The following is a 23,428-nucleotide window of genomic DNA, read 5'->3' as shown; positions in this document are numbered from 1 at the left end:
AACGGTAGCCGTCCGGACCCCGTCGGCGAACCGTTGCGGACGGGTGCGAACGCCTGTGAACAGCAGAAAGGCCCCTCGCTCGAAGCGAGGGGCCTTTCCGGTCGGTGCGCCGCCAGGGACTCGAACCCCGGACCCGCTGATTAAGAGTCAGCTGCTCTAACCAACTGAGCTAGCGGCGCCTGCTGACCCGGAGAACTCTACCCGACATCCGGGGGTGCTCCGGACCGCGGACTGCCGTCCCCGTCCCCCGGCCGGGTCTTTCAGGGGGTCTGAAAAGGCGGCCGGATCCATCATTCGGTGTGTCAATATGCAATATTTCAGGACAGTTGGGAAAGTGATGACCGTGCAAAAGCGCGGGCGTTCCGTCCCGTTCGTCCATCCGGAGTGTGAGGGGAATCGCATGGAGGGGTATCGCCTGGCGGTTCCGGCGTTCGAGGAGATCGAGCCCGCGAGTGGCTGCGAGTGCCCCGGATGCGCGCGGTGGCGGGCCCTGGCCCGGTCCCTGCCGGTGCGGCTCGGCGGTCACCCGGCCGCCCACGGGGCCCGGCGCGCGCTGGTGCTGGCCGTCGCGGCGGGCGCCGCGCTGGCGGGCGCACAGGCCGTGCCCGCGGCTGCGACGGAACACCGGACCGCGCGCGGGGCGCCCGCCGACGACGGCGGCGACGGCCCGGAGACCCCGCAGGGCGCAAAGGGCCCCCTGCACCCGGCCGCCGGCTCGCCGGGAAAGCCGCAGAGCGGCGCCGGGCTGCCCCAGACGACCCGCACGGACATCATCAAGCGGGCCAAGAAGTGGGTGACCGCGAAGGTGCCGTACAGCATGTCGAAGTACTGGTCGGACGGGTACCGGCAGGACTGCTCGGGCTTCGTCTCGATGGCCTGGAACCTCGGCACGAACGAATGGACCGGCAGCCTCGGATCCTTCGGCACGAAGATCAAGAAGGACGATCTGGAGCCGGGCGACATCCTGCTCTTCCACAACGAGGCGGATCCCACGAAGGGCTCGCACGTCACCATCTTCGGCGGCTGGACCGACTACACCCACACGTACTACACCGCGTACGAGGAGACCCCGCCGCACGCACGCAAGCAGTCCACCCCGTACGCCTACTGGAGCAACTCCGACCGCTACGTCCCCTACCGCTACAAGGGGATCTCCACCGGTTCGGCCGGCGCCGAGCCGACCGGGACGTCGGTCGCCTTCCCCGGCGCCGGCTCCTTCGGCCCCGGGGCGGACAACGCCTACGTCACGCAGCTCGGCGAGATGCTCATCGCCCGTGGCGGGGCCCGCTTCTACCCCGACGGCGCCGGGCCGCTCTGGTCCGAGCAGGACCGGTCGGCCACCCAGGCCTTCCAGAAGGCGCAGGGCTGGACCGGGGCGGCGGCCGACGGCATCCCGGGGCCCGTCACCTGGGACTACCTGGTCAACCACAAGGGTCACGACATCCCCAAGGCCTCGGTGTCCGGACGCGCGGCCGGGGCCGCCGCGCCCGGAGACGTCGCCGTCCGAAGTGCCGCGCCCGGAGACGTCACGGCCCGACGTGCCGCGGCCGGGGGCGGCACGGACGACGCGGCGCGGGTGCCGGCCTTCCCGGGCGGTGCGTACTTCCGGCCGGGCCAGTCCAACGACTGGGTCGCCCTGCTCGGCCGGCAGCTCGCCAGGAAGCGCGTCGGCGGGTACGCCCCCACGGGCTCCGGGGCGCGCTGGACGGATGCCGAACGGCGGGCCGTCGAGGCCTTCCAGCGCGCCCAGGGCTGGCGCGGCGCCACGGCGGACGGCTATCCCGGGCCCGAGACCTGGCGGCGGCTGTTCTCCTGACTTCAGGCACGGATCGCATGACGGAGGCACGGATGAGTTCGTCCACTGCGCAGTCCCCGGCGCCGGACGGGGACCAGGAGCCGGGTGCGCGCGCACCCCTCGTCTCCGACGGCGTCCCCGAGCCCGCCGCCAGGCCGCCGCGCGTGCCGGAGGCGGTCCACGAGGGTGCCCGCGCGCGTGTGCCCGAGGGTGCCCATGAGCCCTCCGCCCGGGGGCCACGGCTCATCCAGAACGAGTCCACCACCAGGATCCCCGTACATCTGCTCTTCCGTGACGACCCCGACACCACCGTGACGGTGCCGCTGCCTCCGGCGGTGGTCCCGGGACGGCCGGGCGCGGGAGGCCGGGCCGCCGGGACGCCCGGTTCCACCCGCACCGGCGCCGGAGCCGCCACCTGGCCCGGGGTGCAGGCCGCGGCCGGCACCCCGGCGGGCGGCGTCGGCGAGCAGTCGCGCACGGGCCGGCGCATCCCCTCGAAGACGCGCGTGCGGGCCGCGCCCACCGTGGACCCGGACCTGACCGAGCGCCCCGGCCCCGCGCTGCCCGGGGTGGTCGGCGTGCTCGCCGGTGCGGTCGGACTGGCCGGAAGCCTCTTCGGACTGTGGTGGGCGGGCTTCCTGCCGCCGCTCGCCGTCCGCGTGCTCGGGCTTCCCTGGTACGTGGGCGCCGGGCTCGGCCTGCGGCAGTGGGCGCTCATCACGGGCTCCGGCGTTCTCGCCCTGTTCGGCTTCGGCGGGCTCACCCGCGGCAGGGTCGGGCGGGCCTGGGTGCTCAGTCTGTTCGGCCGCTACCGGGGGAGCGTGCGGCGCACCGGCCTGGTGTGGGTGAGTCCGCTGCTGCTCCGGCGTGACGTGGACGTACGGCTGCGGCACTGGCGCAGCGAACCGATGCCCGCGGTGGACGCCCACGGTGTGGCGCTGTGGGTCGTCGTGCTGGTCGTGTGGCAGGTCAAGGACACGGCACGGGCGGCGCTCACGGTCGCCGACCACCAGGAGTTCCTGCGGGGGAGCGTGGAGTCGGCGCTGGTCCGGGTGCTCTCGCAGCTTCCCGCGGACGCCCCCCTCGCGGTCCAGGGGGCCCGTCTTGCGCAGGACGCGCCGACCCTGCGCAACGCGGAGGCGGTCGGGGACGCGCTGACCCGGCTGCTCGCCGCGGAGGTCGAACCGGTCGGCATCGAGGTCTTCTCGGCACAGCCCACCCGGATCGAGTACGCCCCCGAGGTGGCCGCGGCGATGCAGCGCCGCCGGATCGCCGCGCTCGACGCGCAGCACCGTGACAGCGTGCTCACCTCGGTCGTCGACTCGGTCGAGGACACGGTGACCCGGCTGACCCTGCGCGGTCTGGTCGAGCTGGACGACTACGAACGCAAGGCGCTCGTGAAGGATCTGACGGTGGCGTTCTGCACGGGGCGGGGCGGGGAGCACTCCTGATACGACGGGGCGCGGGGCGCCCGGCCCGCGACGACGGGGAGCAGTCCGTACGCGACAGGGCAGATGGCGTGGCCGCCCCGCCCGGAGTGCGGAGCCCTCGGCGCCGGGCGACGTGGCTCGCCCCGGGTCCGGTGAGGGCTGCACGGAGTTCCCAGCGGCTGCGTACAGTCCCCCCATGGGGATCCAAAGGCTCGCCGCCGAGGCCTGGAAGCTCACCGCGCACGGCCCGCGGGTCCTGCTCGGGCTGGCCGGCCCGCCCGGGGCGGGCAAGTCGACGCTGGCCCGCGCCCTGGTCGCCGAATACGGGGAGCAGGCGGCCTATCTGCCGCTCGACGGCTTCCATCTGTCCAACGCGCAGCTGGACCGGCTCGGCCTCGCCGGCCGCAAGGGCTCGGAGCCGAGCTTCGACGTCCAGGGCTATGTCGCGCTGCTGCGCCGGGTCCTGGCCGACACCGTCCACGACGTCTACGTACCGGACTACGACCGCACGCTGCACGAGCCGGTCGCCGCGCGGCACCGGGTGACGCCCGGTGCCCGGCTGATCGTCACCGAGGGGAACTACCTCGCCTGCGATCTGCCCGGCTGGCGCGAGGCACGGCAGCTGATGGGGGAGTGCTGGTACGTGGAGGCGCCGCGGCACGTGCGCCGGGTGCGGCTGGTCGAGCGGCAGCTGGTGGGCGGCCGGTCGGCCGACGGCGCCCGGCGGTGGGTCGAGACGAACGACGACCCCAACGGCGAGCTGGTGGAGGGGTCGCGCGGGCGGTGCGACCGGGTCGTCTCCACGGTGGGCATGGACCTGTCCATTGGTATGGACATGTTCAACGCTCAGCAATAATCTGAACTTGGTCTAGACCTGGCCGCGGTGCGCGCACGGCTCACGGAACTCCCCCACGTCGTCCAGGAGCGTCAGCATGCGCAAAAAGATCTGTGCGGCCCTGCTCGGGCTGGCCACCGTGGGAGCCTTCGTGCTCTCCACCGGTGGCGCCAGCGGCCACGGCTACACCGACCAGCCCCTCAGCCGGCAGAAGCGGTGCGCCGCCAACGGCGGCACCGTCACCGGGTGCGGCGACATCCAGTGGGAACCCCAGAGTGTCGAGGGGCCCAAGGGTTTCCCGGCCGCCGGGCCCGCCGACGGTCACATCTGCTCGGCGAACCACGACAACTTCGGCGCGCTCGACCAGCCGCGGACCCCGTCCGGCACCGCATGGCCGACGACCCGCCTCACCGGCGGGCAGACGTACACCTTCCGCTGGCAGTTCACCGCCCAGCACGCCACCACCGACTTCAGGTACTTCATCACCAGGAGCGGCTGGGACGACAGCAAGCCGCTCACCAGGGCCGCCCTGGAGGCCACGCCGTTCCTGACGGTCCCCTACAACGGTCAGCGGCCGCCCGCCACGCTCACCCACCAGGGCACGATCCCCACCGGCAGGACCGGGCACCACGTCATCCTCGCCGTCTGGACGATCGCGGACACGGCGAACGCCTTCTACGCCTGCTCGGACGTCGATTTCTGAGGCTTCCTTGAGGCACTTGCGCTCCCCCCACGGGTAGGTTCTCGCACGCCGCACACGACCGGTGCGGCGTGCGCAGAACGCTGCGAACACGGGGGACGACCATGGACATCTTCTTCTACGGCATTCCGGGCCTGATGATCGCCGGGGCTCTCTTCTTCGCCTATGCGGTGGTGCGCCGCGCCCGGGACCTGTCGGCCGCCTGGGACAGCGGACTCGTCGCCGAGGGGCGCTGTCTGCGCACCTACACGACCGTCCACAGCAGTGGCGAGCACAGCCGCACCTCCACCACGCTGCACCACGTCTACGAGTTCACCACCCGCGACGGGCGCGCCTTCCGCTTCGAGGAGGAGGACGGCCCCGGGACGACCGTCGAGGGCGACATCGTGCCCGTCCACTACACGGCCGAGCGGCCCGAGAAGGCGACCGCGCGGCCGCCGCGCAAGGCGGTCACCTTCGCCGGTACCGCCGGCCTGCTGGTCTTCCTCGGCGTCTTCATCGCCTTCTGCGTCGGCTTCATGGTGATGTACGGGGCGGCCTCGGACGGCGACGACGTGTTCGGCGGGCAGGGGGCGGTCTCCGTCGTCGCGCCCTGAGGCGGCGCCGGCCGTGCGGGGCCGGGCGGGGAGGGTACGCGCTCTCCACAACTGACGAGGCGTCAGTTAGGGTGCTCTGCCATGACCGACCCGACGCGTACCGTCGCGGAGCTCGTACGGGAACGGTGGGGCGACCACCGGCCGGGACTGTGGTGCGAGGGGCGGACGCTCACCCACCACGAGGCGGCCGCGGGCGCCGCCGCCCGGGCCGCGCTGCTCGCCGACCTCCTGCCGCCCGGCGCCGAGCCGCACATCGGCGTCCTGCTCGACAACACGCCCGAGTTCCCGCTGTGGCTGAGCGCCGCGGCACTCGCCGGGGCCGCCGTCGTCGGGATCAACCCGACCCGGCGCGGCCCCGAACTCGCCCGCGACATCCTGCACACCGAGTGCCGGATCCTGGTCACCGAGCGGGCGCGCATGCCGCTGCTCGACGGCCTCGCCCTGCCCGGGGTGCGGCTGCTGGTCACCGACACCGAGGCGTACACGGACCTGCTCGCGCCGTACGCGGCCGCCGAGCCGGACGACTTCCGCGAGGCGGCGCCGTCGGACCGGCTGCTCCTCTACTTCACCTCCGGATCCACCGGCGCACCCAAGGCCGCGATCTGCTCGCAGGGCCGTCTCGCCGAGGCCGGACGGTCCCTGGTCGAGCACTTCGGGGTCCGTCGCGACGACGTCCACTACGTCTGCATGCCGCTCTTCCACGGCAACGCCGTGATCGCCGACTGGGCCCCCGCGCTCGCCGCGGGCGCCGGCGTCGCCCTGCGCCGCCGCTTCTCCGCCTCGTCCTTCCTGGACGACGTGCGCCGGTACGGGGCCACCTACTTCACCTACGTGGGCCGCGCGGTGCAGTACCTGCTGGCCACCCCGCCGCGCCCGGACGACCACGACAACCCGCTGCGCACCGGCTTCGGCACCGAGGCGGGGGCGGTGGACGCGGCCCGGTTCGAGGAGCGGTTCGGGGTCCGGCTGGTCGAGGGCTACGGGTCGTCGGAGGGCGGCGCCGCGATCCAGCGGACACCGAGCACGCCGCCGGGCGCGATCGGGCCGGCTGCCCCGGGGAACGACCTCGCGGTCGTCGACCCGGTCACCCGCGCCGAGTGCCCGGCCGCCGAGTTCGACGCCGCCGGACGGCTGCTCAACGGCGACACCGCGATCGGTGAGCTGGTCAACCGGGGGGCGAGCCCCTTCGAGGGCTACTGGCGCAACCCCGCGGCCGAGGCGGAACGCCTGCGCGAGGGCTGGTACTGGACCGGTGACCTCTTCTACCGCGACGCCGACGGCTTCCTCTACTTCGCCGGGCGCACCGAGGACCGGCTCCGCGTGGACAGTGAGAACCTCGCCGCCTCGATGATCGAGAACATCCTCGCGCGGTACGCGGACGCCGCCGCCGTGGCCGTGTACGCGGTGCCCGACCCGGCCGCGGGCGACCAGGTCATGGCCGCCGTCGCCCTCCACGGCGGCGCCGCCTTCGACCCCCTCGCCTTCGCGGAGTTCCTGCTCGCCCAGCCGGACCTCGGCACGAAGATGGCGCCGCGGTACGTCCGGGTCGTCGATCACATGCCGGTGACCGCCACGAACAAGATCCACCGGGTCGCGCTGCGCCGCGAGGGCTTTCTGTGCGGGGGCGAGGTGTGGTGGAGGCCGCGGGGCGCAGGCACGTACCGGCGCCTCACCGCGGCGGATGCGGCGGGGCTGCGGCAGGAGTACCGGGCCAGGGGGCGGGAGGAGCTGCTGGGGGAGGCGGCCGGAGCGCCGCAGCGGCCGGCCGGGGCGGGGCGCTGATCGCGGTCGGGCCCCTCGGTTAGCCGTCGCGCCCATGCGAAAAGGCCCCTCGCGCGAAGCGAGAGGCCTTTCCGGTCGGTGCGCCGCCAGGGACTCGAACCCCGGACCCGCTGATTAAGAGTCAGCTGCTCTAACCAACTGAGCTAGCGGCGCCTGCTGACAGAGAAAATACTACCTGGTCCGGAGGGGTGCTCCTGACCGTCCCCGCCCGGCGCCCGGGGACCTAGATCGTCAGTGACAGCAGTACCGGCGCCGCGCCCCGGTTCAGCGTGTCCGCGGCGGCGCGCAGCCGGTACGCGTGCTCGACCGGCAGGGACAGCGCGAGGCATCCCACGGACGCCCCCGCGGTGATCGGCACCGCAGCGCACACCGTCCCCACGGCGTACTCCTGGAGGTCCAGTACGGGCACCGTCGGCACCTGGGCGTCCAGCCGGGACAGCAGCAGCCGCTCACTGGTGATCGTGCGCGAGGTCAGGCGGACCATCCGGTGCCGGGAGAGGTGGTCCCGGCGCCCGTCCAGATCGAGCTGCCCCAGCAGGCTCTTGCCGACCGCGCTGGCATGGGCCGAGGAGCGGAAGTCCACCCACTCCCTGACCGACGGGGTGCGCGGGCCGTCGGCGACACCGGTGACCAGTACCTCCCCGTCGACGTACCGGCTCACGTACACCGCCGCGCCGACCTTGTCGCGCAGCCGGTCCAGGGCGTGCTGGAGCTTCTCGCGCAGCGCCTGGTCGCGGGCATGGGCCGAGCCGATGCGGTGCAGGGCGTCCCCGGTGACGTACACGCCCTCCGCGGCCTGTCCGACGTATCCCTCGCGGCGCAGCATGCGCAGCAATCCGGACAGCCGGTCGGCGGGCAGACCGGTCGCCCGGGCGAGCCGGAGCTCGGTGACCCCGGTGCCGTACCGGGCGACCACGTCCAGCACACGCAGGGCGTGCTGCACCGAGTGGTACGGCGCGGTCGACTCGTGCTGCAGCGCCACGGGGTCCCCCTGACGGGTCGATTCCGGACAGCTGGGCGTGCCTCCACGATAGCCGCCAAGAGCGGCCGGGGGAGCGGCTGTTGGGGATAACGAAGGCGCGCCCCGCGCCGACCGGCGGGGACGCGCCCATATGGCATATGCCGAGGTCACGCCCCGGAGTCGGGGCGGTCACGAGGGTGCGCCCGGGGCGCGGGCCCGGGCGCACCGTGACCCGGGCCCCGCGCCCCGGACGGACCACGTGCCCCGTACCCCGCCCGGATCGCGGGGGCTCAGAGGACCGCGCTGAGGAACTCCCGGGTCCGCTCGTGCTCCGGCTCGTTGAAGATCTTCTCCGGCGGACCGGACTCGATGACCCGGCCGGAGTCGAACATCAGGACGCAATCGGAGATGTCGCGTGCGAAGTTCATCTCGTGCGTCACGCAGACCATCGTGATGTCCATGGTGTGCGCGATGTCCCGCAGGACGTCGAGCACACCCGCCACCAGTTCCGGGTCCAGGGCCGACGTCACCTCGTCGAGGAGCAGCACCTGCGGGGACATGGCGAGGGCCCGTGCGATGGCGACCCGCTGCTGCTGGCCTCCGGACAGCTGGGACGGATAGGCGTCGCAGCGGTCGGCGAGCCCCACCATGTCGAGCAGCTCGCGGGCGCGCTCCTCGGCCTCGTCCTTCGACTGGCCCAGGACGGTGACCGGCGCTTCGGTGATGTTCCTGAGCACCTTCATGTTCGGGAACAGGTTGAAGTGCTGGAACACCATCCCGATGTTCTTGCGGACCTCGCGGACGTGCTTCTCGCCGGCCGGGACCAGCTTGCCGCCGCGCTCCTCGTGCGTGAGGTACTCGCCGCCGACCTTGATCGTGCCCTCGTCGGGCTTGAGCAGGGTCATCAGCAGCCGCAGGATCGTCGTCTTGCCGGAGCCGGACGGGCCGATCAGGGTGACGTGCTTGCCGGAGTTCACGGAGAAGTCCAGCCGGTCCAGGACGGTGTTGCCGCCGAACCGCTTGGTGACCTGGTCGAAACGGATCAGCTCACTGCCGTCGACGGCGGGGTTACCGGTCTCCCGGGGGGCGGGGATGGGGGTGGGGTCAGCGGACAAGACGACGCTCCAGAAGTCGCAGGAGGAGGGAGGCGGGGAAGGCGATGAGGATGAAGGCGACGCCGACGACCGTCACCGCCTCGGTGGTGAAGGTCTCCTGGCTGTACGCCTGGGCCTCGCCCAGCATGTCCAGGGCCCCGATGACGTAGATCTGCGGGGAGTCCTTCAGCATCGCCACCACGTAGTTGCCGAGGGCCGGCACCACCCGGCGGACCGCCTGGGGAAGGATCACCGCGGTCCAGGTGCGGCGTGTGGGGAGGTTGAGGGCGACCGCCGCCTCCCACTGCCCGGCCGGTACGCCCTCGATGCCCGCCCGGTAGACCTCGGCGGTGTAGGTGGAGTAGTGCAGGCCGAGACCGACGATGCCGGTGGTGAGCGGGGACATCGAGGGTCCCCACTCCGGGACCACGTAGAAGAGGAAGAACAGCTGCACCAGCAGCGGGGTGTTGCGGACGAACTCGGTGACCACCGTCACCGGCACCCGGATCCAGGCCTGCGACGAGCGCTGGGCGATCGCCCAGACGAGTCCCAGGGTGAAGGCGATCACGGTGCCCCAGGCCAGCGCCTGCAGCGTGATCAGCAGGCCGTCCCAGAATCGCGGCATGAACGCGTCGACGACGCTCCAGTCCCAGTTCACTCGGACCTCCCGGCTCCGGTGGAGGCCCCAGTCACCACGGCGACGTCGGTCTTGGCGCGCAGGCCGGCGAACCAGCGGGTGCGCTCGGGCTGCTGCCCGACCCTCGACTTGGCGTGCCGCTCCAGGGCGCGCATCCCCCGGGTGAGGACGAAGGCGAGGACGAAGTACAGGAGCAGGAGCAGCGAGTAGACGGGCGCGCTCTCGTTCTTGGCCAGACGCAGCAGATTGCCGGCGAAGGTCATGTCCGTCACCAGGACCGCCGAGACCAGGGCGGTGCCCTTCAGCAGTTCGATCAGCAGGTTGTTGAACGGCGGGATCATCTCCGGCCAGGCCTGCGGCAGTTCGATGCGGCGCAGCCGCTGCATCCGGGTGAAGCTGAGCGCGACGCCCGCCTCACGCTGCCCGGCCGGTACGGCGGCGAGGGCACCCCGCACGATCTCGGAGGCGTAGGCCCCGTAGGTCAGGCCGAGCCCCAGGACTCCGACGGCCATCGGCACGAACTGGACACCGAGCAGGAGCGGCACGGCGAAGGCCATCCACAGCATCAGGACCAGGGCCGACGTCCCGCGGAAGATCTCGAAGTAGGCACCGGCCAGGAAGCGCACGATCCAGAGGCGGGACGTGCGCAGGATGCCGATGGGGAAGGCGATCGCGAAGGCGAGGGCCGCGCTGTAGACCAGGACCTGGAGCGTGATCCAGATGCCCGGGAGGAACCACTCGAAGAAGAACTCCGACGACATCATGACGAGGCCCCCTTGCCTGCGCCCTTCGGTGGCGGGCAGAGCTTCGCGACGGTCAGGTCGGTCATCTCCTGCTCGGTGAAGCCGAACGGCCGGACGATCCGCAGGAGTTCGCCGCTCTTCTTGAGCTTGTGCAGTTCTTCGTTGAAGGCGTCGCGGAGGTTCTTCTCGGACTGCCGGAAGGCGAATCCGCCCGCGCCGTAGGCCGGTTTGCCGTCGACCATGGGCTGGAAGGGCTCGGTGGCCTCGACCCTGCTGTTGCCCTTCACCACCCCCTTCACGGTCACATTGGTGCCGGCGAAGGCGTCCACCCTGCCCTGTGCGACCGCGTCGCGCCCCGCCACCTGGTCGGGCATCACCAGGACGTCCTTGACGCCGGCCGCCTTGGCGTAGTCGATCTCCGCGTAGGCCGTGCCGCTCGCCAGCTTCAGACCCTTCTTGGCGATGTCCTCGTAGGACTTGATCCCGTGCGGATTGCCCTTGCGGACGATGAAGGCGTCGAGCATCAGATAGTCGGGATCGGAGAACAGCACCTGTTCGCACCGGGGCGGGTTGATGTACATCCCGGCCGACACGACGTCGAACTGGAGCGCCTTCAGGCCGGGTATCAGTGCGCCGAACTGGGTCGGGACGGCCTTGACGCGGGGGATGCCGAGACGCTTGAAGATGACCTTGGCGATCGCGGGCGCCTCACCGGTGGCCCGGCCGTCCTCGTCGACATAACCGAACGGTTGTTCGCCTGCGATGCCGACCTTGACGGTGCCGGACGCGCGGAGCCGTTCCAGCAGGTCGCCGCCCTCGACCCGCCCCTCGTCGGCGGCCCGGCTGCACCCCGTGATGCCGGCGGCGCCCACGGCCGCCGCGCCCAGGAGAACGGCGCGGCGGCGTACGGATCTGTCCATGTGACCAACGTTGTTCCCAAGTGGTGGAGCCATGGGCGCGCGGCTACCCGATCGCACACGAGGTATGCCGATCGTTTCCGGCCCCGTCCGTCCGGGGCGCTCCGCCGCGCGTGGGACGGCCACCGTGGGTAGGGGAGAGGTGTACGGGACATGAGAGGCACCCACGCACCGAGGAGGCCGTATGACGGACCGCTACATCGAGGTCGGACTCGACAAGCGCGGCGTCACGTGCACCGCCAAGCTGCTGGACGACCGCGCCCCGGTCACCTGCGCGGCGGTCTGGGACGCGCTCCCGCTCGCCGCCGACGTCTACCACGCCAAGTACGCCCGCAACGAGATCTACGCGCTGTTCCCCGCCTTCGCCGAGGCGGAGCCCCCGCTGGAGAACCCCACGGTCACCCCCATCCCCGGCGACCTGTGCTACTTCTCCTTCTCGGGCACCCAACTGGGCACGCAGTCCTACGGCTACGGCCAGGGCGCCGGGGTCGGCGCCGGGGTTCCGGTCATCGACCTGGCCCTGTTCTACGAGCGCAACAACCTGCTCCTCAACGGCGACGTCGGATGGGTGCCCGGCATCGTCTGGGGCCAGGTGGTGGACGGCCTCGACCGGATGGCCGAGGCCGCCAACGACCTGTGGCGGGCCGGGGCGCTCGGCGAGAGCCTCACCTTCCGGCGGGTGTGAGTCCGGCCGCGCGGGGCCGTGGCCCCGCGCGGTGGCCGGCGGTCAGGAGGCCAGACCCGCCTCGTACAGCGCGTGCGCCGTGCGCAGCACCAGGTCGTCGCGGTGCCGGGCGGCCACCAGCTGGAGACCGATGGGCAGACCGGCGCCGTCCGTACCCACGGGGAGCGTCGCGGCCGGCTGCTGGGTCAGGTTGAAGGGGTACGTGAAGGGCGTCCAGCCCGTCCAGCGGCGCAGTCCCGAGCCGGGCGGCACCTCCACGCCCGCCTCGAAGGCGGTACGGGGGACGGTCGGGGTCACCAGCAGGTCGTACGACGCGTGGAACCGGCCCATCCGCCGGCCCAGGTCCATCCGCGTGTCGACGGCGGCGAGGTAGTCCAGGGCGCTGTATCCGGCGCCCTCCTCGCAGATCTCCCGCAGTCCGGGGTCCAGGAGGTCCCGCTGCCGCGGCCCGAGATGCTGCACCACCCGCGCCGCCCCGCTGAACCACAGCACATGGAAGGCCTCCACCGGATCCGTGAAGTCGGGGTCGGTCTCCTCCACGTACGCGCCGAGCGCCGCGAGCCCCTCCACGGCCCGCCGCACCGCCGCGGCCACCTCGGGCCGGACCGCCACCTGGCCGCCGAGGGTCGGCGAGAAGGCGACCCGCAGACCGCGCACCGTGCCGTCCAGCGCCTGGCGGAAGTCGGTGGTGACCGGGCCCAGATGCGACCAGTCACGAGCGTCGGGGGCGCTGATCACCTCCATCATCAGCGCGGCGTCCGCCGCGTCCCGCGTCATCGGGCCGACGTGCGAGAGCGTGCCGAACGGGCTCGCCGGGTACAGCGGCACCCTGCCGTACGTCGGCTTCAGACCGAAGATGCCGCAGAAGGCGGCCGGGATGCGGACACTGCCGCCGCCGTCCGTGCCCAGCGACAGCGGACCCGCCCCTGCCGCCACCGCCGCCGCGCTGCCGCCGCTGGAACCGCCCGCGGTGCGCGACGGGTCGCGCGGATTGCGGGTCACACCGGTGAGCGGCGAGTCCGTGACCCCCTTCCAGCCGAACTCGGGCGTCGTCGTCCTGCCGACGAACACGGCGCCGTGCTCCCTCAGCCGGGCCACCGACGGCGCGTCCTCGTCCCAGGAGCGGCCCTTCGGGTCGACGGTCCGCGAGCCGCGCAGGGTGGGCCCGCCCCGCATCAGCAGCAGGTCCTTCACCGACACCGGCACGCCGTCGACCAGCCCCTGCGGCTCGCCGCGCTGCCAGCGCCGGGCCGATGCCTCCGCCTGCTCCAGGGCCTCGTCCGCGGCCACGTGCACGAACGCGTTCACGACGGGCTCGACCTCGTCGATCCGTCGCAGCACGGCCCGTACGGCGTCGACGGGACTGAATTCTCCCTTGCGGTAGCCGTCGACGAGTTGGACGGCGGTGAGGTCCGTGAGCTCGGTCATCCGCTCTCCCAGGGGTCGGCACGAGTCAGGGTCGGGTCAGTGCCCTGGGACATACCCACGTTTCTTGTCGACCACGTTCGACAACGGCCTTCCGGACGCCCAGCGTTCGTACAACTCGACGAACTGCGCGCCCAGATCGTCCCGCCAGCCGATCGTGTCCCCGCTCATGTGCGGCGAGACGACCAGCCCCGGAGCCGTCCACAGGGGGCTGCCGGACGGCAGCGGCTCCTCCTCGAACACATCGAGCGCGGCGCCCGCGATCCACCGCTTCGTCAGCGCCTCGGCCAGGTCCTCCTCGACGACGAGCGGGCCGCGCCCCACGTTGATGAACCGTGCCGACGGCTGCATGACGCCGAACCGGCGTGCGTCGAACATGCCGCGCGTGGAGTCCGTGAGCGGAGCCGCACAGACCACCCAGTCGGCGCGCGCGATCAGCCGGTCCAGGTCGTCGGGGCCGTGCACACCGGTCCGCGGCGTGCGCCCCACCAGGGCCGTCGTGATGCCGAGCGCCTTCAGTGTCCTCGCCACGGCCCGGCCGATCGGTCCCGTGCCCACGACGCAGGCGTGCGTCCCGGCCACCCGCTGCGTCTCGCGGTGCCGCCAGGCGCGCTCCCGCTGGAAGTCCCAGGTGCGCGGCAGGTCCTTCGCCATCGCGAGGACGAGCGCGGCGACGTACTCGGCGATCGGCTCCTCGAAGATGCCGCGCGCGTTCGTCACCACCGTGTCGGACGCGACGAGTTCGGGGCACAGCAGATGGTCGACGCCCGCGCTCGCCGTGTGCACCCAGCGTGGCCGGGGCCCTTCGCCCGGCCAGGCCCGGCGTACCGCGTCCGAGGTGAAGTCCCACACCAACAGGGCGTCCGCGAGTGGCAGTTGCCGGGCCAGCGCGTCGGCGTCACGGGCGTGCAGCACCCGCACACGGCCCGTCAGCCGGCCCAGCCGGGGCGGCGGATCGGCGTCCAGGACGAGCAGGGTGGGTTCGGCGGCCGGATCGGTGGCCGACGCCGGGGCGGATGCCGACGGGGCGGGGCCGGGCCCGGGCGGTGCGGGCGCCGGCGCGCGGGAGGCCGGGGCCGGCACGGGGGATTCGGATGCCGCCAGGGGCTGTTCGGCTGTCGGCCGGGGCGATTCTGACTTCGGGACGAAACCGTTTGGCAAAGGGGGCCCGCTTCTCTGGTGGGGTGTCGTCGCTGTCCGTCTTCCGCTGTCCGTCTTCTGCCACCCGTCTCCTGCCGTCCGTCCTCCGTCGTCGTCCGCCGCCCGGCGCGCCCCGTCCGTCCGCCGCCCGTGCTTCGTGCGCCCCTTAGTGCGCCGGGACGCCGTCGCGGAAGGGCGTCACCGCAGGTCGTCGCCGGGCGGCGCCCCGCGTGCCGTCCTCGGGCTGCCCCGCCGGACTCCGTCGGCACCGGTGGTGTTACCGAGTTTTTGGAGTCGTCTGAGATGTGCGGATTGACCCACGCTGGCACCCGAACCTACCGTCGTCAACACGGGCCCTTCACACGGTCCGCCATCCGCGTCCCGACGTCCCGGCGCGCGCCGGTTCTCCTCTGTCCCGACGGCCCGACGCCGCCCTCGCGACGCAAGGCCGCCTCCGCACGCTCTACCCACTCTGGGGCCTGCTATGGACGTCTCTTTTCTCGGCGGACCTCCCCCACAGCCCACCGGGCGTGGTGGGGACCCCCGTCCGCAGCGCGGCATCGGCGTTGTCGCACCCTTCGACTTCGCCCTCGACCGTGAGCTGTGGCGATGGGTCCCGGACGAGGTCTCGCTCTACCTCACCCGTACCCCGTACGTCCCCGTCGAGGTCAGCCTGGACCTGGCACGGCTGGTCAGCGAGCACGAGACGCTGGGCGAGGCGGTCCGCGCGCTGAGCGCCGCCGAGCCCGAGGTGCTCGCGTACGCCTGCACCTCCGGCAGCTTCGTCGGCGGCATCGCGGGCGAACGGGCCATGTGCGAGGCCATGACCCGTGCGGGCTCCGAGGACGGCCGCCTTCCCGCGCTCACGACGTCCGGCGCGCTGCTCGAGGCGCTCGACGAGCTGTCGGCCCGCCGCATCGCGCTCGTCACGCCGTACACGACGTCCGTGACCAGGGCCCTGGAGGCGTATCTCGCCGAGGCCGGGGTGCACGTCACGGGACGCGCCTGCCTGGGGCTGACCCGGCACATCTGGAAGGTGCCCTACCGCGACGTCGTCGGCATGGCGAGGGACGCCGTGCGGGGAGAGGTCGACGCGCTCTTCATCAGCTGCACCAACTTGCCCACGTACGACGTGATCCCACAGCTGGAGGCGGAGCTGCGCATCCCGGTCCTCTCCGCGAATCAGGTGACGATGTGGGCTGCGCTGCGCAAGCTGGGTACGCGTGCGGTAGGGCCGTATCAGGCACTGCTCGACCCCGGCGCTCGTCCGGGGGCCGGACAGCTGGACCCGTCGGCCCTGCCCGCTGTGTCCGACGTACGGGACGGGCCCGACGCACCCGGGGTACCGGATGTGCCGGATGCACCGCCCGCAGAAGGAGGCTGGACGTGACCGCCCTCGGATTTCTCTACCCCGGCTACTCGGCCGAGGACGACTACCCGCGCATGGAGCAGCTGCTCGGCAGCGACATCCGCCTCACCGTGGTGCACACGGACATCGGAGAGGACGCGCACCGGGTGGACGCCCTCCTGGAGATGGGCGCGGCGGAGCGGCTGGCAGCCGGCGTCGAGGAGCTGCGGCTGTCCGGGGCGGAGGCGGTGGTGTGGGCGTGCACCAGCGCGAGCTTCGTGTACGGCTGGGAGGGCGCCCACGAGCAGGTGCGGGCGCTGGCGCAGGCGGCGGGGCTGCCGGCGTCCAGCACGTCCTTCGCGTTCGTGCACGCGGCACGGGAGGTGGGCGCCCGGCGGGTCGCGGTGGCCGCGACCTATCCCGACGACGTGGCGGCGCTCTTCGGCTCCTTCCTCAAGGCAGGCGGTCTCGAGGTCGTCGCCGCGCGCGGCAGCGGCATCATCACGGCGGCGGAGGTCGGCACCTGGGGCGCCGCCGAGGTCCGGGAGCTGGCGCTCGCCGGGGACCACGAGGACGCCGACGCCGTGCTGCTCCCCGACACCGCGCTGCACACCGCCTCCCATCTCCGGGACCTGGAGACCGCCCTGGGGAAGCCGGTCCTCACCGCCAACCAGGTCACCGTCTGGGAGGCGCTGCGGCTGGCCGACCGCCGTGTGAACGCGCCCTCCATGGGCGCCCTCTTCACCAAGGAGCCCATCGTCCAGGCGAACGCCTGACGCCCCCGTGCGGGGGGTGACCGCCCCTCGCACGGGCACCGGGACCGCGCCCGGGCCCCTGCCGGGGCCGCCCGCCGCCTCGGCTGCTGCGCCCCGGCACCGGCGCACCGCCCGCTTTCCCGCACCCGGTCGCGTGGGGGCTGTGCTCACCCGTTCCGCCCCGGCGGAACGACTGCCCGCGGCGGGGCTCCCTGAGCGGACGCGGCGCACCGCCCGCTTCGCCGCACCCGGTCGCGTGGGGGCTGTGCCCACCGCGAGGCCCCCTGGTCGAGACCCCGCCGGACACCTCGGCCCGACACCCCCGCGCCGGGACCCGCAGACCTCGGGACCCACAGGCCTCGGGACCCACAGGCCTCGGGACCCACAGGCCCCGGGACCCACAGACCCCGGGACCCACAGGCCCCGGGGCGTCGCCGGGCGCGGTGAAGGAGGGGCCGGCTTCGCTGTGGGCGCTCGCTCCGGGGGCGCCGAGGGCGCGGGGGAATAAACGGAGCCACCCTCCTGTTGTGACCCCCGGAGAGAACGGAAACCGGCAACAGGAGAACCCCGTGGCAGAGGCCAACCCCGACGAGATCCGCGGCACCAAGAGGGGTGCGGCCCCGACCCCCCTGTCCGTCCTGGACCTGGTCACCGTCGGCGCCGGCCGCACCGCGACCGACGCGCTCCGCACCGGCGTCGCCCTCGCAGGCCTCGCCGAGTCCCGCGGATTCCACCGCTACTGGGTGGCCGAACACCACTCGATGCCGGGCGTCGCCTCCTCCTCGCCCGCCGTGATCCTGGCGCACCTCGCCGCCCACACCAGCCGTATCCGGCTGGGCTCCGGCGGTGTCATGCTCCCGAACCACGCCCCGCTGGTGATCGCCGAGCAGTTCGGCACCCTGGAGGCGCTGGCCCCGGGCCGCATCGACCTGGGCCTGGGCCGGGCCCCGGGCACGGACGGCGCCACGGCGGCAGCGCTCCGCCGCACCGACGGGCTGAACGAAGGCGCGGACGACTTCCCGCAGCAGCTCGCCGAACTGACCCGCTTCCTCGACGACGACTTCCCCGACGGCCACCCCTACGCGCGTATCCACGCGGTTCCGGGCCCCGTCCAGGGCACGTCCCCCGGCGGCGTCCAGTCCCCGCACCGCCCCCCGGTCTGGCTGCTCGGCTCCTCCGGCTTCAGCGCCCGGCTGGCCGGCGTCCTCGGTCTGCCGTTCGCGTTCGCGCACCACTTCTCCGCGCAGAACACGATCCCGGCGCTCGATCTGTACCGGGAGTCCTTCCGGCCCTCCGCCGTCCTCGACGCCCCCTACGCCCTGATCGGCGTGTCGGCGCTCGCCGCGGACGACGAGAAGGAGGCCCGCCGGCAGGTGCTCGCCGCGGCCCTGGGCATGGTGCGTCTGCGCACCGGTCGCCCGGGTCTGGTGCCGACCCCGGAGGAGGCGGAGGCTCACCCGTTCAGCCCCATGGAGCAGGAGTTCGTCACCAACTGGAACTCCAACGTCGTCCACGGCACCCCGGACGAGGTCCGCGCCGGACTCGACGGCCTCCAGAAGCGGACCGGCGCCGACGAGCTGATGCTCACCGCCAACGCCCACAGCCCCGAGGCGCGCCTGCGCTCGTACGAACTGATCGCCGACGCCTACGACTTGCCGCGCGCCTGACGGCCGGGCAGCCGGACCCCGGGAGCGCGCTCGCCGAGCTCACCGGGGTCGCGGGCCTCAGCGCAGCCGCGCCGTCACGACATGCAGGTTCATCGCGCACGGCACGCGCCCGTCCGGGGTCCTGAGCCCCTTGGCCGCCGGGAGGAACGCCTCGCGCAGTGACGTGAGGGCCGGCGGGTCCAGGGGGCCGACGTCGTAGATGCCGGACATGGTCGTCCAGACCTGCTCCGGAGTGCCGCCGAGGTCCACGGTGATCGTCTCCCAGTCGGCCGGCGCGAACCCGGCCGGTCCGAGCAGCCCGTCGAGCCCTTCCCGGGTGCGCGTCCGCCGGTCCCCGAGGGCCGGGATGCGCCGGGCGGCGGGAAGCGCGTCGATCAATGGCCTCGCCAGGCCGAGGAAGAGGTCGTAGGCCTCGCCGCCGACGGCGCCGCCGCCCAGTACGCAGGCCAGGACGCCGCCCGGCGTGAGCACCCGCGCGATCTCCGCGACGACCTGTTCGACGTCGGCCATCAGCATCAGTGCCATGTGCGAGACACAGGCGTCGAAGTCGTCGTCGGGGAAAGGGAGATGCTGGGCCCGGCCCTCGACCAGGGCCGCTCCCGCCAGCGCGGGGCGGAGCCGTGCCAGGGCCAGCGAATCGGGTGACAGGTCCAGCCCCGCGAGTTCCCGCCCCGGGGTCCGGGCGAGCAGTTCCAGCAGCAGGCCGTCGCCGCAGCCGAGGTCCAGCACGCGCCGGCGGCCGGCGACCCGGTCGCACAGGATCTCGTAGCTGGACCGGTCGTCGGCGGTGCGGCCACCGGCGAGTGCGTCGGCCGTCACCGCCGGGCGCTCCGCGTGGAAGGCCCGCAGAAAGGCTTCTTGCGAGGTGGTCGTCATGCACGCGAACCTACGCGGTCCGCCCCGGCGTCGGCCGGGCCCCGGACAGGAAGTGGGCACCGTCACCCGGGTCACCCCCGGCGGCACCCCGGCATGGTCAGCAGGTCGGAGATACGATCCGGCGTCACGGGCCGCGAGTAGAGCCAGCCCTGGCCCGTGTCGCAGCCGATACGGCGCAGCCGTGAGGCCTGGCCGGAGGTCTCGACGCACTCGGCGGTGACGGTGAGGCCGAGACGGTGGGCGAGTTGGACGAGCGCCTCGACGATGACCTCGTCGGCGGGGTTGGGGTGCGCCCCGTCGTCGTAGCGGAAGCCGCGCACGAAGGAGCCGTCGAGCTTGAGGACCGAGACGGGGAGCCGGCTCAGATAGGCGAGGTTGGAGTAGCCCGTGCCGAAGTCGTCGATGGCGATCCGCACGCCCATGTCGCTGAGCGCCTGAAGCGCCTGGAGGGGCCGGCCCGCGGAGCCCATCACCGCCGACTCGGTCAGTTCCAGCTGGAGCAGCCGGGGGGCCAGGCCCGTCTCGGTGAGGATGTCCGCCACGTCGGCGACCAGGTCGGAGTCCCACACCTGACGCACCGCCACATTGACGCTCACGAAGACCGGTTCGACGTCCGGGTGGTCGAGCTGCCAGGTGCGCGCCTGGCGGCACGCCGTGCGCAGCACCCAGCGGCCGAGCTGGACGATCGAGCCGTCTTCTTCCGCCAATCCGATGAACCGATTCGGCGTCAGCGTCCCGAACTGCGGGTGATGCCAGCGCACAAGCGCCTCCACACCGTGCACGCCGCCGTCCTCCAGCCCGACGAGGGGCTGGTACTCCAGGGCGAACTCGCCGCGCTCGACCGCCGGACGGAGTGTGGAGGCGAGCGCCTGACGGGTCATGCGATGGGCGTTGCGCTCGGGATCGAAGAGCGTCCAACGGGCCTTGCCGTCGGCCTTCGCCCAGTACAGCGTGGTGTCCGCGGCCTGCATCAGACCGGTCGCCGTGGTGCCCGCCGCATGCCGCTCGACGACGCCGATCGACGCCGACAGGGACAGCCGCTGACCGGACAGGTCGAAGGGCTCCTGCAACACCCGCAGCACCGTCTCGGCGAGCTCCGACAGCTGCTCCGTACCCGTCGAGTCCTCGACGAGCAGCGCGAATTCGTCGCCGCCGAGCCGGGCGACCAGGGGGGTCGACGCACGTGCGTAGCCCGCCTCGTCCGCGCACCGCGTGAGCCGCTCGGCGACCGCCGCGAGCAGCCGGTCGCCGACCCGGTGGCCGAGCGTGTCGTTGACGGCCTTGAACCCGTCGAGGTCGAGGTAGCACAGCCCGACGCGGCCGGTGCCCGACTCGTCGTACGTGCCGGCCTCGAGTGCGGCCGACAGGCGTTCGAAGAACAGGGTGCGGTTGGGCAGCCGGGTCACCGGGTCGTGCATCTGGAGATGCCGCAGCCGTGCCTGGAGTTCGCGCCGGGCGCTGATGTCGGCGACGGAGAGCAGGACCGCCCCCGGGCCGTCCTGGCGGGACAGCGGGGACACCGTGATCTGCGCCCACAGCGAGTGCCCGTCCGGGTGCTTGAGCCGTCGTGTGCAGCGCAGCCTGGCCTGCCGCCCGCGCAGCACCTCGCGGTACGCGTGCCAGGTGCGGATGTCGGAGGTGAGGTCCACGAGGTCGGCGGCGACCAGACCGGCGGGCGGGGGAGGGGACCCGGACGGCCCGGAACTCCCCGACGGCCGGCCGGGAGCGGTGGATGCGTCGTACGGGGCGGGGGACTCGCCGGGCCGGTGGTCCCTCCGGCCGGCCGGACCCGGCCCGTGGCCCTGCCGGGCGCGAGCTCCCGGCTCGTGCTCCTGCCGGTCGGGTGCGGACGGCCCGCGGTCCTGCGGGATGGGTCCCGACGCCTCGTGGTCCTGCGGGACGGGGCCCGGCGGCTCGTGGTCCTGCCGGATCGGCCCCGGCGGCTCGTGGTCCTGCCGGCCGGGTGCGGACCGTCCGTGGTCCGGCCGTTCGGCGGTCTCCGGTCCCCCGCCGTCGTGTTCGGGGGAGCCGGGTCCGCGGTCCTGCCGTTCGGTGTCGCCGTCCTGTTCGGCGGCGCAAGGCCCGTGGACCGGGGCCGGACGTGCGCCGGGGGCGGCTCCGGCACCGGATCCGCGCTCCCGCGCGCTGCCGCCGCCGAACAGCGCGGCGAACGCGTCGTTCGCGACGGACACCAGGCCCTCGCGGTCGACCACGGCGAGCGCGAGGGGCGCCGCGGCGAAGGCGTCGCGGAGCAGCCGCGGGTCGGCGTCGCACGGTGGCCGGGGCTCCGGGTCACTACGTTCCGTGACGGACGGCTGGACGAGGTCTGCCGCGGGGGCCGGCCCTTCGGACGTTCCGCTCACCGCTCGCTCCCGCAGTGCAGTCGTTCGGGTACAGGTCTCGGCGGATTGCCGACCGACGGGGGACAGGGCTGATCGGCCCCGTCCGCGCAGGAAAGTGTGCCGATCATAGAGGCACCCCTCCGGCCCATTCCAGCGATACCCCGCTGACACTCGGGACCCGACCCCCTCGGCAGATCGTTTCTGCACACCTCTGAGCTGGGCTCATTCATCCTCGATCGTCTGTGACGTTCCGTGAGCGATCGGGGTGTCGAGCCCTCACCCGTCCGGGTCATCCGAACGAGGCGTAGTACGACAAACCACCACAGGCTGGGTGCGGTGTCCCGGTTTTCGCACCCGGAGGTGGACGTGCCGCGTCAGCTCCCGCCCGACGGGGTCTCGCAGGGAGGGGAACGGCCCCGCTGGCGCAGCGTGGCGGCCGGGCTCACCGCGCTGTCCGCCCTCACGGCCACCTCGCTGGTGACCTGCCCGGCGGTCGCCGAGCCCCTGGCGGGTCCGTGCGCGCTGCACCGCACATCGGCCCATCACTCCGAGGGCCTGGACACCTGGAACGACGCCTACCCCCGGCCGACCCGGTCCCTCGACGCTCTGATGGTGTTCCTGTCGTTCCCCGACTCGCGCCCGAAGACGACGCCGGCGGAGCTCACGAAGGACTACTTCCCCGAGACCAGCCGCTTCTACGAGCAGGCGTCCTACGGCAAGTTCACGCTGCGCCCGCATCCGCAGTCCGCCTGGGTGCGGATGCCGCTGGCGTCGACCGAGTACGCCATACAGCGCGACTGGGACCCCGCACACCGGGCGGTCTACCTCCAGGACGCGATCGAGGCCGCGGACCCGACGGTCGACTTCCGCAGGTACGACCTGGTGTACCTGGTCGCCGACCCGGACGCGCCGGGCGTCGACTCGGACGCCACGAAGGTGGTCAACCTCGACCAGCCGCTCCATGCCGACGGCACCGACATCCGGCGTCTGGTCACGGTCTTCGAGCACCACCCGCCGGACCGCAATGTGCTCGCCCACGAGACGGGCCACGTCTTCGACCTGCCGGACCTGTACCACCGGCCGCAGGACGGCAAGGGCGACTGGGACACGTACGTCGGCGACTGGGACGTCATGGGCAGCCAGTTCGGCATGGCGCCGGACTTCTTCGCCTGGCACAAGTGGAAGCTCGGCTGGCTGGATCCGCGCCAGGTGGTCTGTGTGCAGGGCCGCGGGGACGCGCGGCTGACCCTGGACCCGCTGGACGCGCCGTCCGCTCCGGCGTCCCTCCCGCCCCTCGCCCCCGGGAAGTCCCCCGGAGGCGGGAGCGACACCCGGCTCGCGGTGATCCGCACCGGCCGGGACGAGGCGATCGCGGTCGAGGCCAGGGACCGGACGGGCAACGACGACACGCTCTGCAAGCCGGGGGTGCTGGTCTACCGGGTACGCGGCGGGACGGCCTCTGGGGGTGGCCCGGTCGAGGTTGTGGACGCGCACCCGGGTACGGAGGCGTGCTGGGGCGACTCGGTCTACCCGCCGCTGGCGGACGCCACGGTCCAGGCGGGGGAGAGCTTCCGCATCCCGGACAAGCGCATCCGTATCGACCTCAAGGTGGAGGGGCGGAGCCCGGCGGGAGGCTGGGACGTCACGATCAGGACCGGGTGAGCGGCGGCCGGGCGCGCAAGAGGGCGGACAGCACAAGG

General features: G+C 73.0%; 20 protein-coding genes and 2 tRNA genes. 11 read left to right on the top strand and 11 right to left on the bottom strand.

The features are described 5' to 3' along the window. Positions 1 to 105 precede the first annotated feature (105 nt). Positions 106 to 179: transfer RNA gene (locus ACWCP6_RS15350), tRNA-Lys, on the bottom strand. Between the two features lie 236 nt (positions 180 to 415). Here ACWCP6_RS15350 and ACWCP6_RS15345 point away from each other — a divergent pair. The 6 genes from ACWCP6_RS15345 (at position 416) to ACWCP6_RS15320 (ending at position 7,138) form a co-directional block, all read left to right on the top strand. Next, a complete protein-coding gene (locus ACWCP6_RS15345; protein WP_450933057.1) occupies positions 416 to 1,816 on the top strand; it encodes a peptidoglycan-binding protein in 1,401 nt (466 codons plus the stop codon). Between the two features lie 32 nt (positions 1,817 to 1,848). Continuing rightward, positions 1,849 to 3,246, top strand: a complete 1,398-nt coding sequence (locus tag ACWCP6_RS15340) for an SPFH domain-containing protein (RefSeq protein WP_450932908.1) — start codon at positions 1,849 to 1,851, stop codon at positions 3,244 to 3,246. Positions 3,247 to 3,421: 175 nt separating this feature from the next. After that, positions 3,422 to 4,081, top strand: a complete 660-nt coding sequence (locus tag ACWCP6_RS15335; protein ID WP_450932907.1) for a nucleoside/nucleotide kinase family protein — start codon at positions 3,422 to 3,424, stop codon at positions 4,079 to 4,081. A 76-nt stretch (positions 4,082 to 4,157) separates the two neighbouring features. Continuing rightward, a complete protein-coding gene (locus tag ACWCP6_RS15330) occupies positions 4,158 to 4,763 on the top strand; it encodes a lytic polysaccharide monooxygenase auxiliary activity family 9 protein (RefSeq protein WP_450932906.1) in 606 nt (201 codons plus the stop codon). Between the two features lie 101 nt (positions 4,764 to 4,864). Next, positions 4,865 to 5,356, top strand: a complete 492-nt coding sequence (locus tag ACWCP6_RS15325; RefSeq protein ID WP_450932905.1) for a DUF3592 domain-containing protein — start codon at positions 4,865 to 4,867, stop codon at positions 5,354 to 5,356. Between the two features lie 81 nt (positions 5,357 to 5,437). After that, positions 5,438 to 7,138: an AMP-binding protein gene (locus ACWCP6_RS15320; RefSeq protein ID WP_450932904.1), complete on the top strand. Its 1,701-nt coding sequence runs from the start codon at positions 5,438 to 5,440 to the stop codon at positions 7,136 to 7,138. Between the two features lie 79 nt (positions 7,139 to 7,217). Here ACWCP6_RS15320 and ACWCP6_RS15315 read toward each other — a convergent pair. The 6 genes from ACWCP6_RS15315 to ehuB form a co-directional block, all read right to left on the bottom strand. After that, positions 7,218 to 7,291 (bottom strand) — tRNA-Lys (locus ACWCP6_RS15315). A gap of 70 nt (positions 7,292 to 7,361) precedes the next feature. Further along, positions 7,362 to 8,120 (bottom strand): IclR family transcriptional regulator, encoded by a 759-nt coding sequence (locus tag ACWCP6_RS15310; RefSeq protein WP_450932903.1) that lies wholly within the window; start codon positions 8,118 to 8,120, stop codon positions 7,362 to 7,364. Between the two features lie 269 nt (positions 8,121 to 8,389). Next, a complete protein-coding gene (gene ehuA / locus ACWCP6_RS15305) occupies positions 8,390 to 9,214 on the bottom strand; it encodes an ectoine/hydroxyectoine ABC transporter ATP-binding protein EhuA (RefSeq protein WP_450932902.1) in 825 nt (274 codons plus the stop codon). Continuing rightward, positions 9,204 to 9,851, bottom strand: a complete 648-nt coding sequence (ehuD, locus tag ACWCP6_RS15300; protein ID WP_450932901.1) for an ectoine/hydroxyectoine ABC transporter permease subunit EhuD — start codon at positions 9,849 to 9,851, stop codon at positions 9,204 to 9,206. Before ehuD ends, ehuA begins: the two co-directional genes overlap by 11 nt. Beyond that, complete coding sequence (gene ehuC, locus ACWCP6_RS15295) at positions 9,848 to 10,594, bottom strand: ectoine/hydroxyectoine ABC transporter permease subunit EhuC (protein WP_450932900.1); 747 nt, start codon at positions 10,592 to 10,594, stop codon at positions 9,848 to 9,850. The genes ehuD and ehuC overlap by 4 nt, the downstream gene beginning before the upstream one ends. Then, entirely contained in the window at positions 10,591 to 11,526 is a 936-nt protein-coding gene (gene ehuB / locus ACWCP6_RS15290) for an ectoine/hydroxyectoine ABC transporter substrate-binding protein EhuB (protein ID WP_450932899.1), read from the bottom strand. The genes ehuC and ehuB overlap by 4 nt, the downstream gene beginning before the upstream one ends. 148 nt (positions 11,527 to 11,674) lie before the next feature. Between ehuB and ACWCP6_RS15285 the strand changes: the two genes are divergently transcribed. Continuing rightward, positions 11,675 to 12,175 carry a DUF3830 family protein gene (locus ACWCP6_RS15285; protein ID WP_450932898.1) on the top strand — a complete coding sequence of 167 codons (501 nt, stop codon included), beginning with the start codon at positions 11,675 to 11,677 and terminating at the stop codon, positions 12,173 to 12,175. Between the two features lie 42 nt (positions 12,176 to 12,217). Here the strand turns inward: ACWCP6_RS15285 and ACWCP6_RS15280 are convergent, their stop codons facing one another. Next, complete coding sequence (locus ACWCP6_RS15280) at positions 12,218 to 13,603, bottom strand: amidase (protein ID WP_450932897.1); 1,386 nt, start codon at positions 13,601 to 13,603, stop codon at positions 12,218 to 12,220. Between the two features lie 36 nt (positions 13,604 to 13,639). Continuing rightward, the gene (locus ACWCP6_RS15275; RefSeq protein ID WP_450933056.1) at positions 13,640 to 14,575 is read right to left on the bottom strand and encodes a D-2-hydroxyacid dehydrogenase; all 936 of its coding nucleotides are present in this window, start codon (positions 14,573 to 14,575) and stop codon (positions 13,640 to 13,642) included. A gap of 649 nt (positions 14,576 to 15,224) precedes the next feature. On the opposite strand from ACWCP6_RS15275, the gene ACWCP6_RS15270 reads away from it, so the two are divergent. The 3 genes from ACWCP6_RS15270 to ACWCP6_RS15260 all read left to right on the top strand — a co-directional run bounded on the left by ACWCP6_RS15270 (position 15,225) and on the right by ACWCP6_RS15260 (position 18,510). Beyond that, on the top strand, positions 15,225 to 16,130 hold the full coding sequence (locus ACWCP6_RS15270; RefSeq protein WP_450932896.1) for a maleate cis-trans isomerase family protein: 906 nt from the start codon (positions 15,225 to 15,227) through the stop codon (positions 16,128 to 16,130). After that, positions 16,127 to 16,864 (top strand): maleate cis-trans isomerase family protein, encoded by a 738-nt coding sequence (locus ACWCP6_RS15265; RefSeq protein ID WP_450932895.1) that lies wholly within the window; start codon positions 16,127 to 16,129, stop codon positions 16,862 to 16,864. The genes ACWCP6_RS15270 and ACWCP6_RS15265 overlap by 4 nt, the downstream gene beginning before the upstream one ends. Before the next feature lie 548 nt (positions 16,865 to 17,412). Continuing rightward, positions 17,413 to 18,510 (top strand): LLM class flavin-dependent oxidoreductase, encoded by a 1,098-nt coding sequence (locus ACWCP6_RS15260; RefSeq protein ID WP_450932894.1) that lies wholly within the window; start codon positions 17,413 to 17,415, stop codon positions 18,508 to 18,510. A gap of 57 nt (positions 18,511 to 18,567) precedes the next feature. Here the strand turns inward: ACWCP6_RS15260 and ACWCP6_RS15255 are convergent, their stop codons facing one another. Together ACWCP6_RS15255 and ACWCP6_RS15250 are read right to left on the bottom strand one after the other, a co-directional pair. After that, positions 18,568 to 19,386, bottom strand: coding sequence for a class I SAM-dependent methyltransferase (locus ACWCP6_RS15255; protein WP_450932893.1), 819 nt, complete (start codon positions 19,384 to 19,386; stop codon positions 18,568 to 18,570). A gap of 71 nt (positions 19,387 to 19,457) precedes the next feature. Next, entirely contained in the window at positions 19,458 to 21,317 is a 1,860-nt protein-coding gene (locus ACWCP6_RS15250) for a putative bifunctional diguanylate cyclase/phosphodiesterase (protein WP_450933055.1), read from the bottom strand. Positions 21,318 to 22,094: 777 nt separating this feature from the next. On the opposite strand from ACWCP6_RS15250, the gene ACWCP6_RS15245 reads away from it, so the two are divergent. Then, entirely contained in the window at positions 22,095 to 23,390 is a 1,296-nt protein-coding gene (locus tag ACWCP6_RS15245) for a M6 family metalloprotease domain-containing protein (RefSeq protein WP_450932892.1), read from the top strand. Positions 23,391 to 23,428: the final 38 nt, after the last annotated feature.

The sequence above is a fragment of the Streptomyces sp. NPDC002004 genome (genome assembly GCF_053593975.1).
This window is presented reverse-complemented; position numbering and strand designations above follow the sequence as displayed.

What these genes read in the sequence shown, in the direction of transcription:
- ACWCP6_RS15340 (WP_450932908.1), top strand. Translation starts at nt 1,849, where the DNA reads ATGAGTTCGTCCACTGCGCAGTCCCCGGCGCCGGACGGGGACCAGGAG.
- ACWCP6_RS15335 (WP_450932907.1), top strand. Translation starts at nt 3,422, where the DNA reads ATGGGGATCCAAAGGCTCGCCGCCGAGGCCTGGAAGCTCACCGCGCAC.
- ACWCP6_RS15330 (WP_450932906.1), top strand. Translation starts at nt 4,158, where the DNA reads ATGCGCAAAAAGATCTGTGCGGCCCTGCTCGGGCTGGCCACCGTGGGA.
- ACWCP6_RS15325 (WP_450932905.1), top strand. Translation starts at nt 4,865, where the DNA reads ATGGACATCTTCTTCTACGGCATTCCGGGCCTGATGATCGCCGGGGCT.
- ACWCP6_RS15320 (WP_450932904.1), top strand. Translation starts at nt 5,438, where the DNA reads ATGACCGACCCGACGCGTACCGTCGCGGAGCTCGTACGGGAACGGTGG.
- ehuC (WP_450932900.1), bottom strand. Translation starts at nt 10,594, where the DNA reads ATGATGTCGTCGGAGTTCTTCTTCGAGTGGTTCCTCCCGGGCATCTGG.
- ehuB (WP_450932899.1), bottom strand. Translation starts at nt 11,526, where the DNA reads ATGGCTCCACCACTTGGGAACAACGTTGGTCACATGGACAGATCCGTA.
- ACWCP6_RS15285 (WP_450932898.1), top strand. Translation starts at nt 11,675, where the DNA reads ATGACGGACCGCTACATCGAGGTCGGACTCGACAAGCGCGGCGTCACG.
- ACWCP6_RS15280 (WP_450932897.1), bottom strand. Translation starts at nt 13,603, where the DNA reads ATGACCGAGCTCACGGACCTCACCGCCGTCCAACTCGTCGACGGCTAC.
- ACWCP6_RS15270 (WP_450932896.1), top strand. Translation starts at nt 15,225, where the DNA reads ATGGACGTCTCTTTTCTCGGCGGACCTCCCCCACAGCCCACCGGGCGT.
- ACWCP6_RS15255 (WP_450932893.1), bottom strand. Translation starts at nt 19,386, where the DNA reads ATGACGACCACCTCGCAAGAAGCCTTTCTGCGGGCCTTCCACGCGGAG.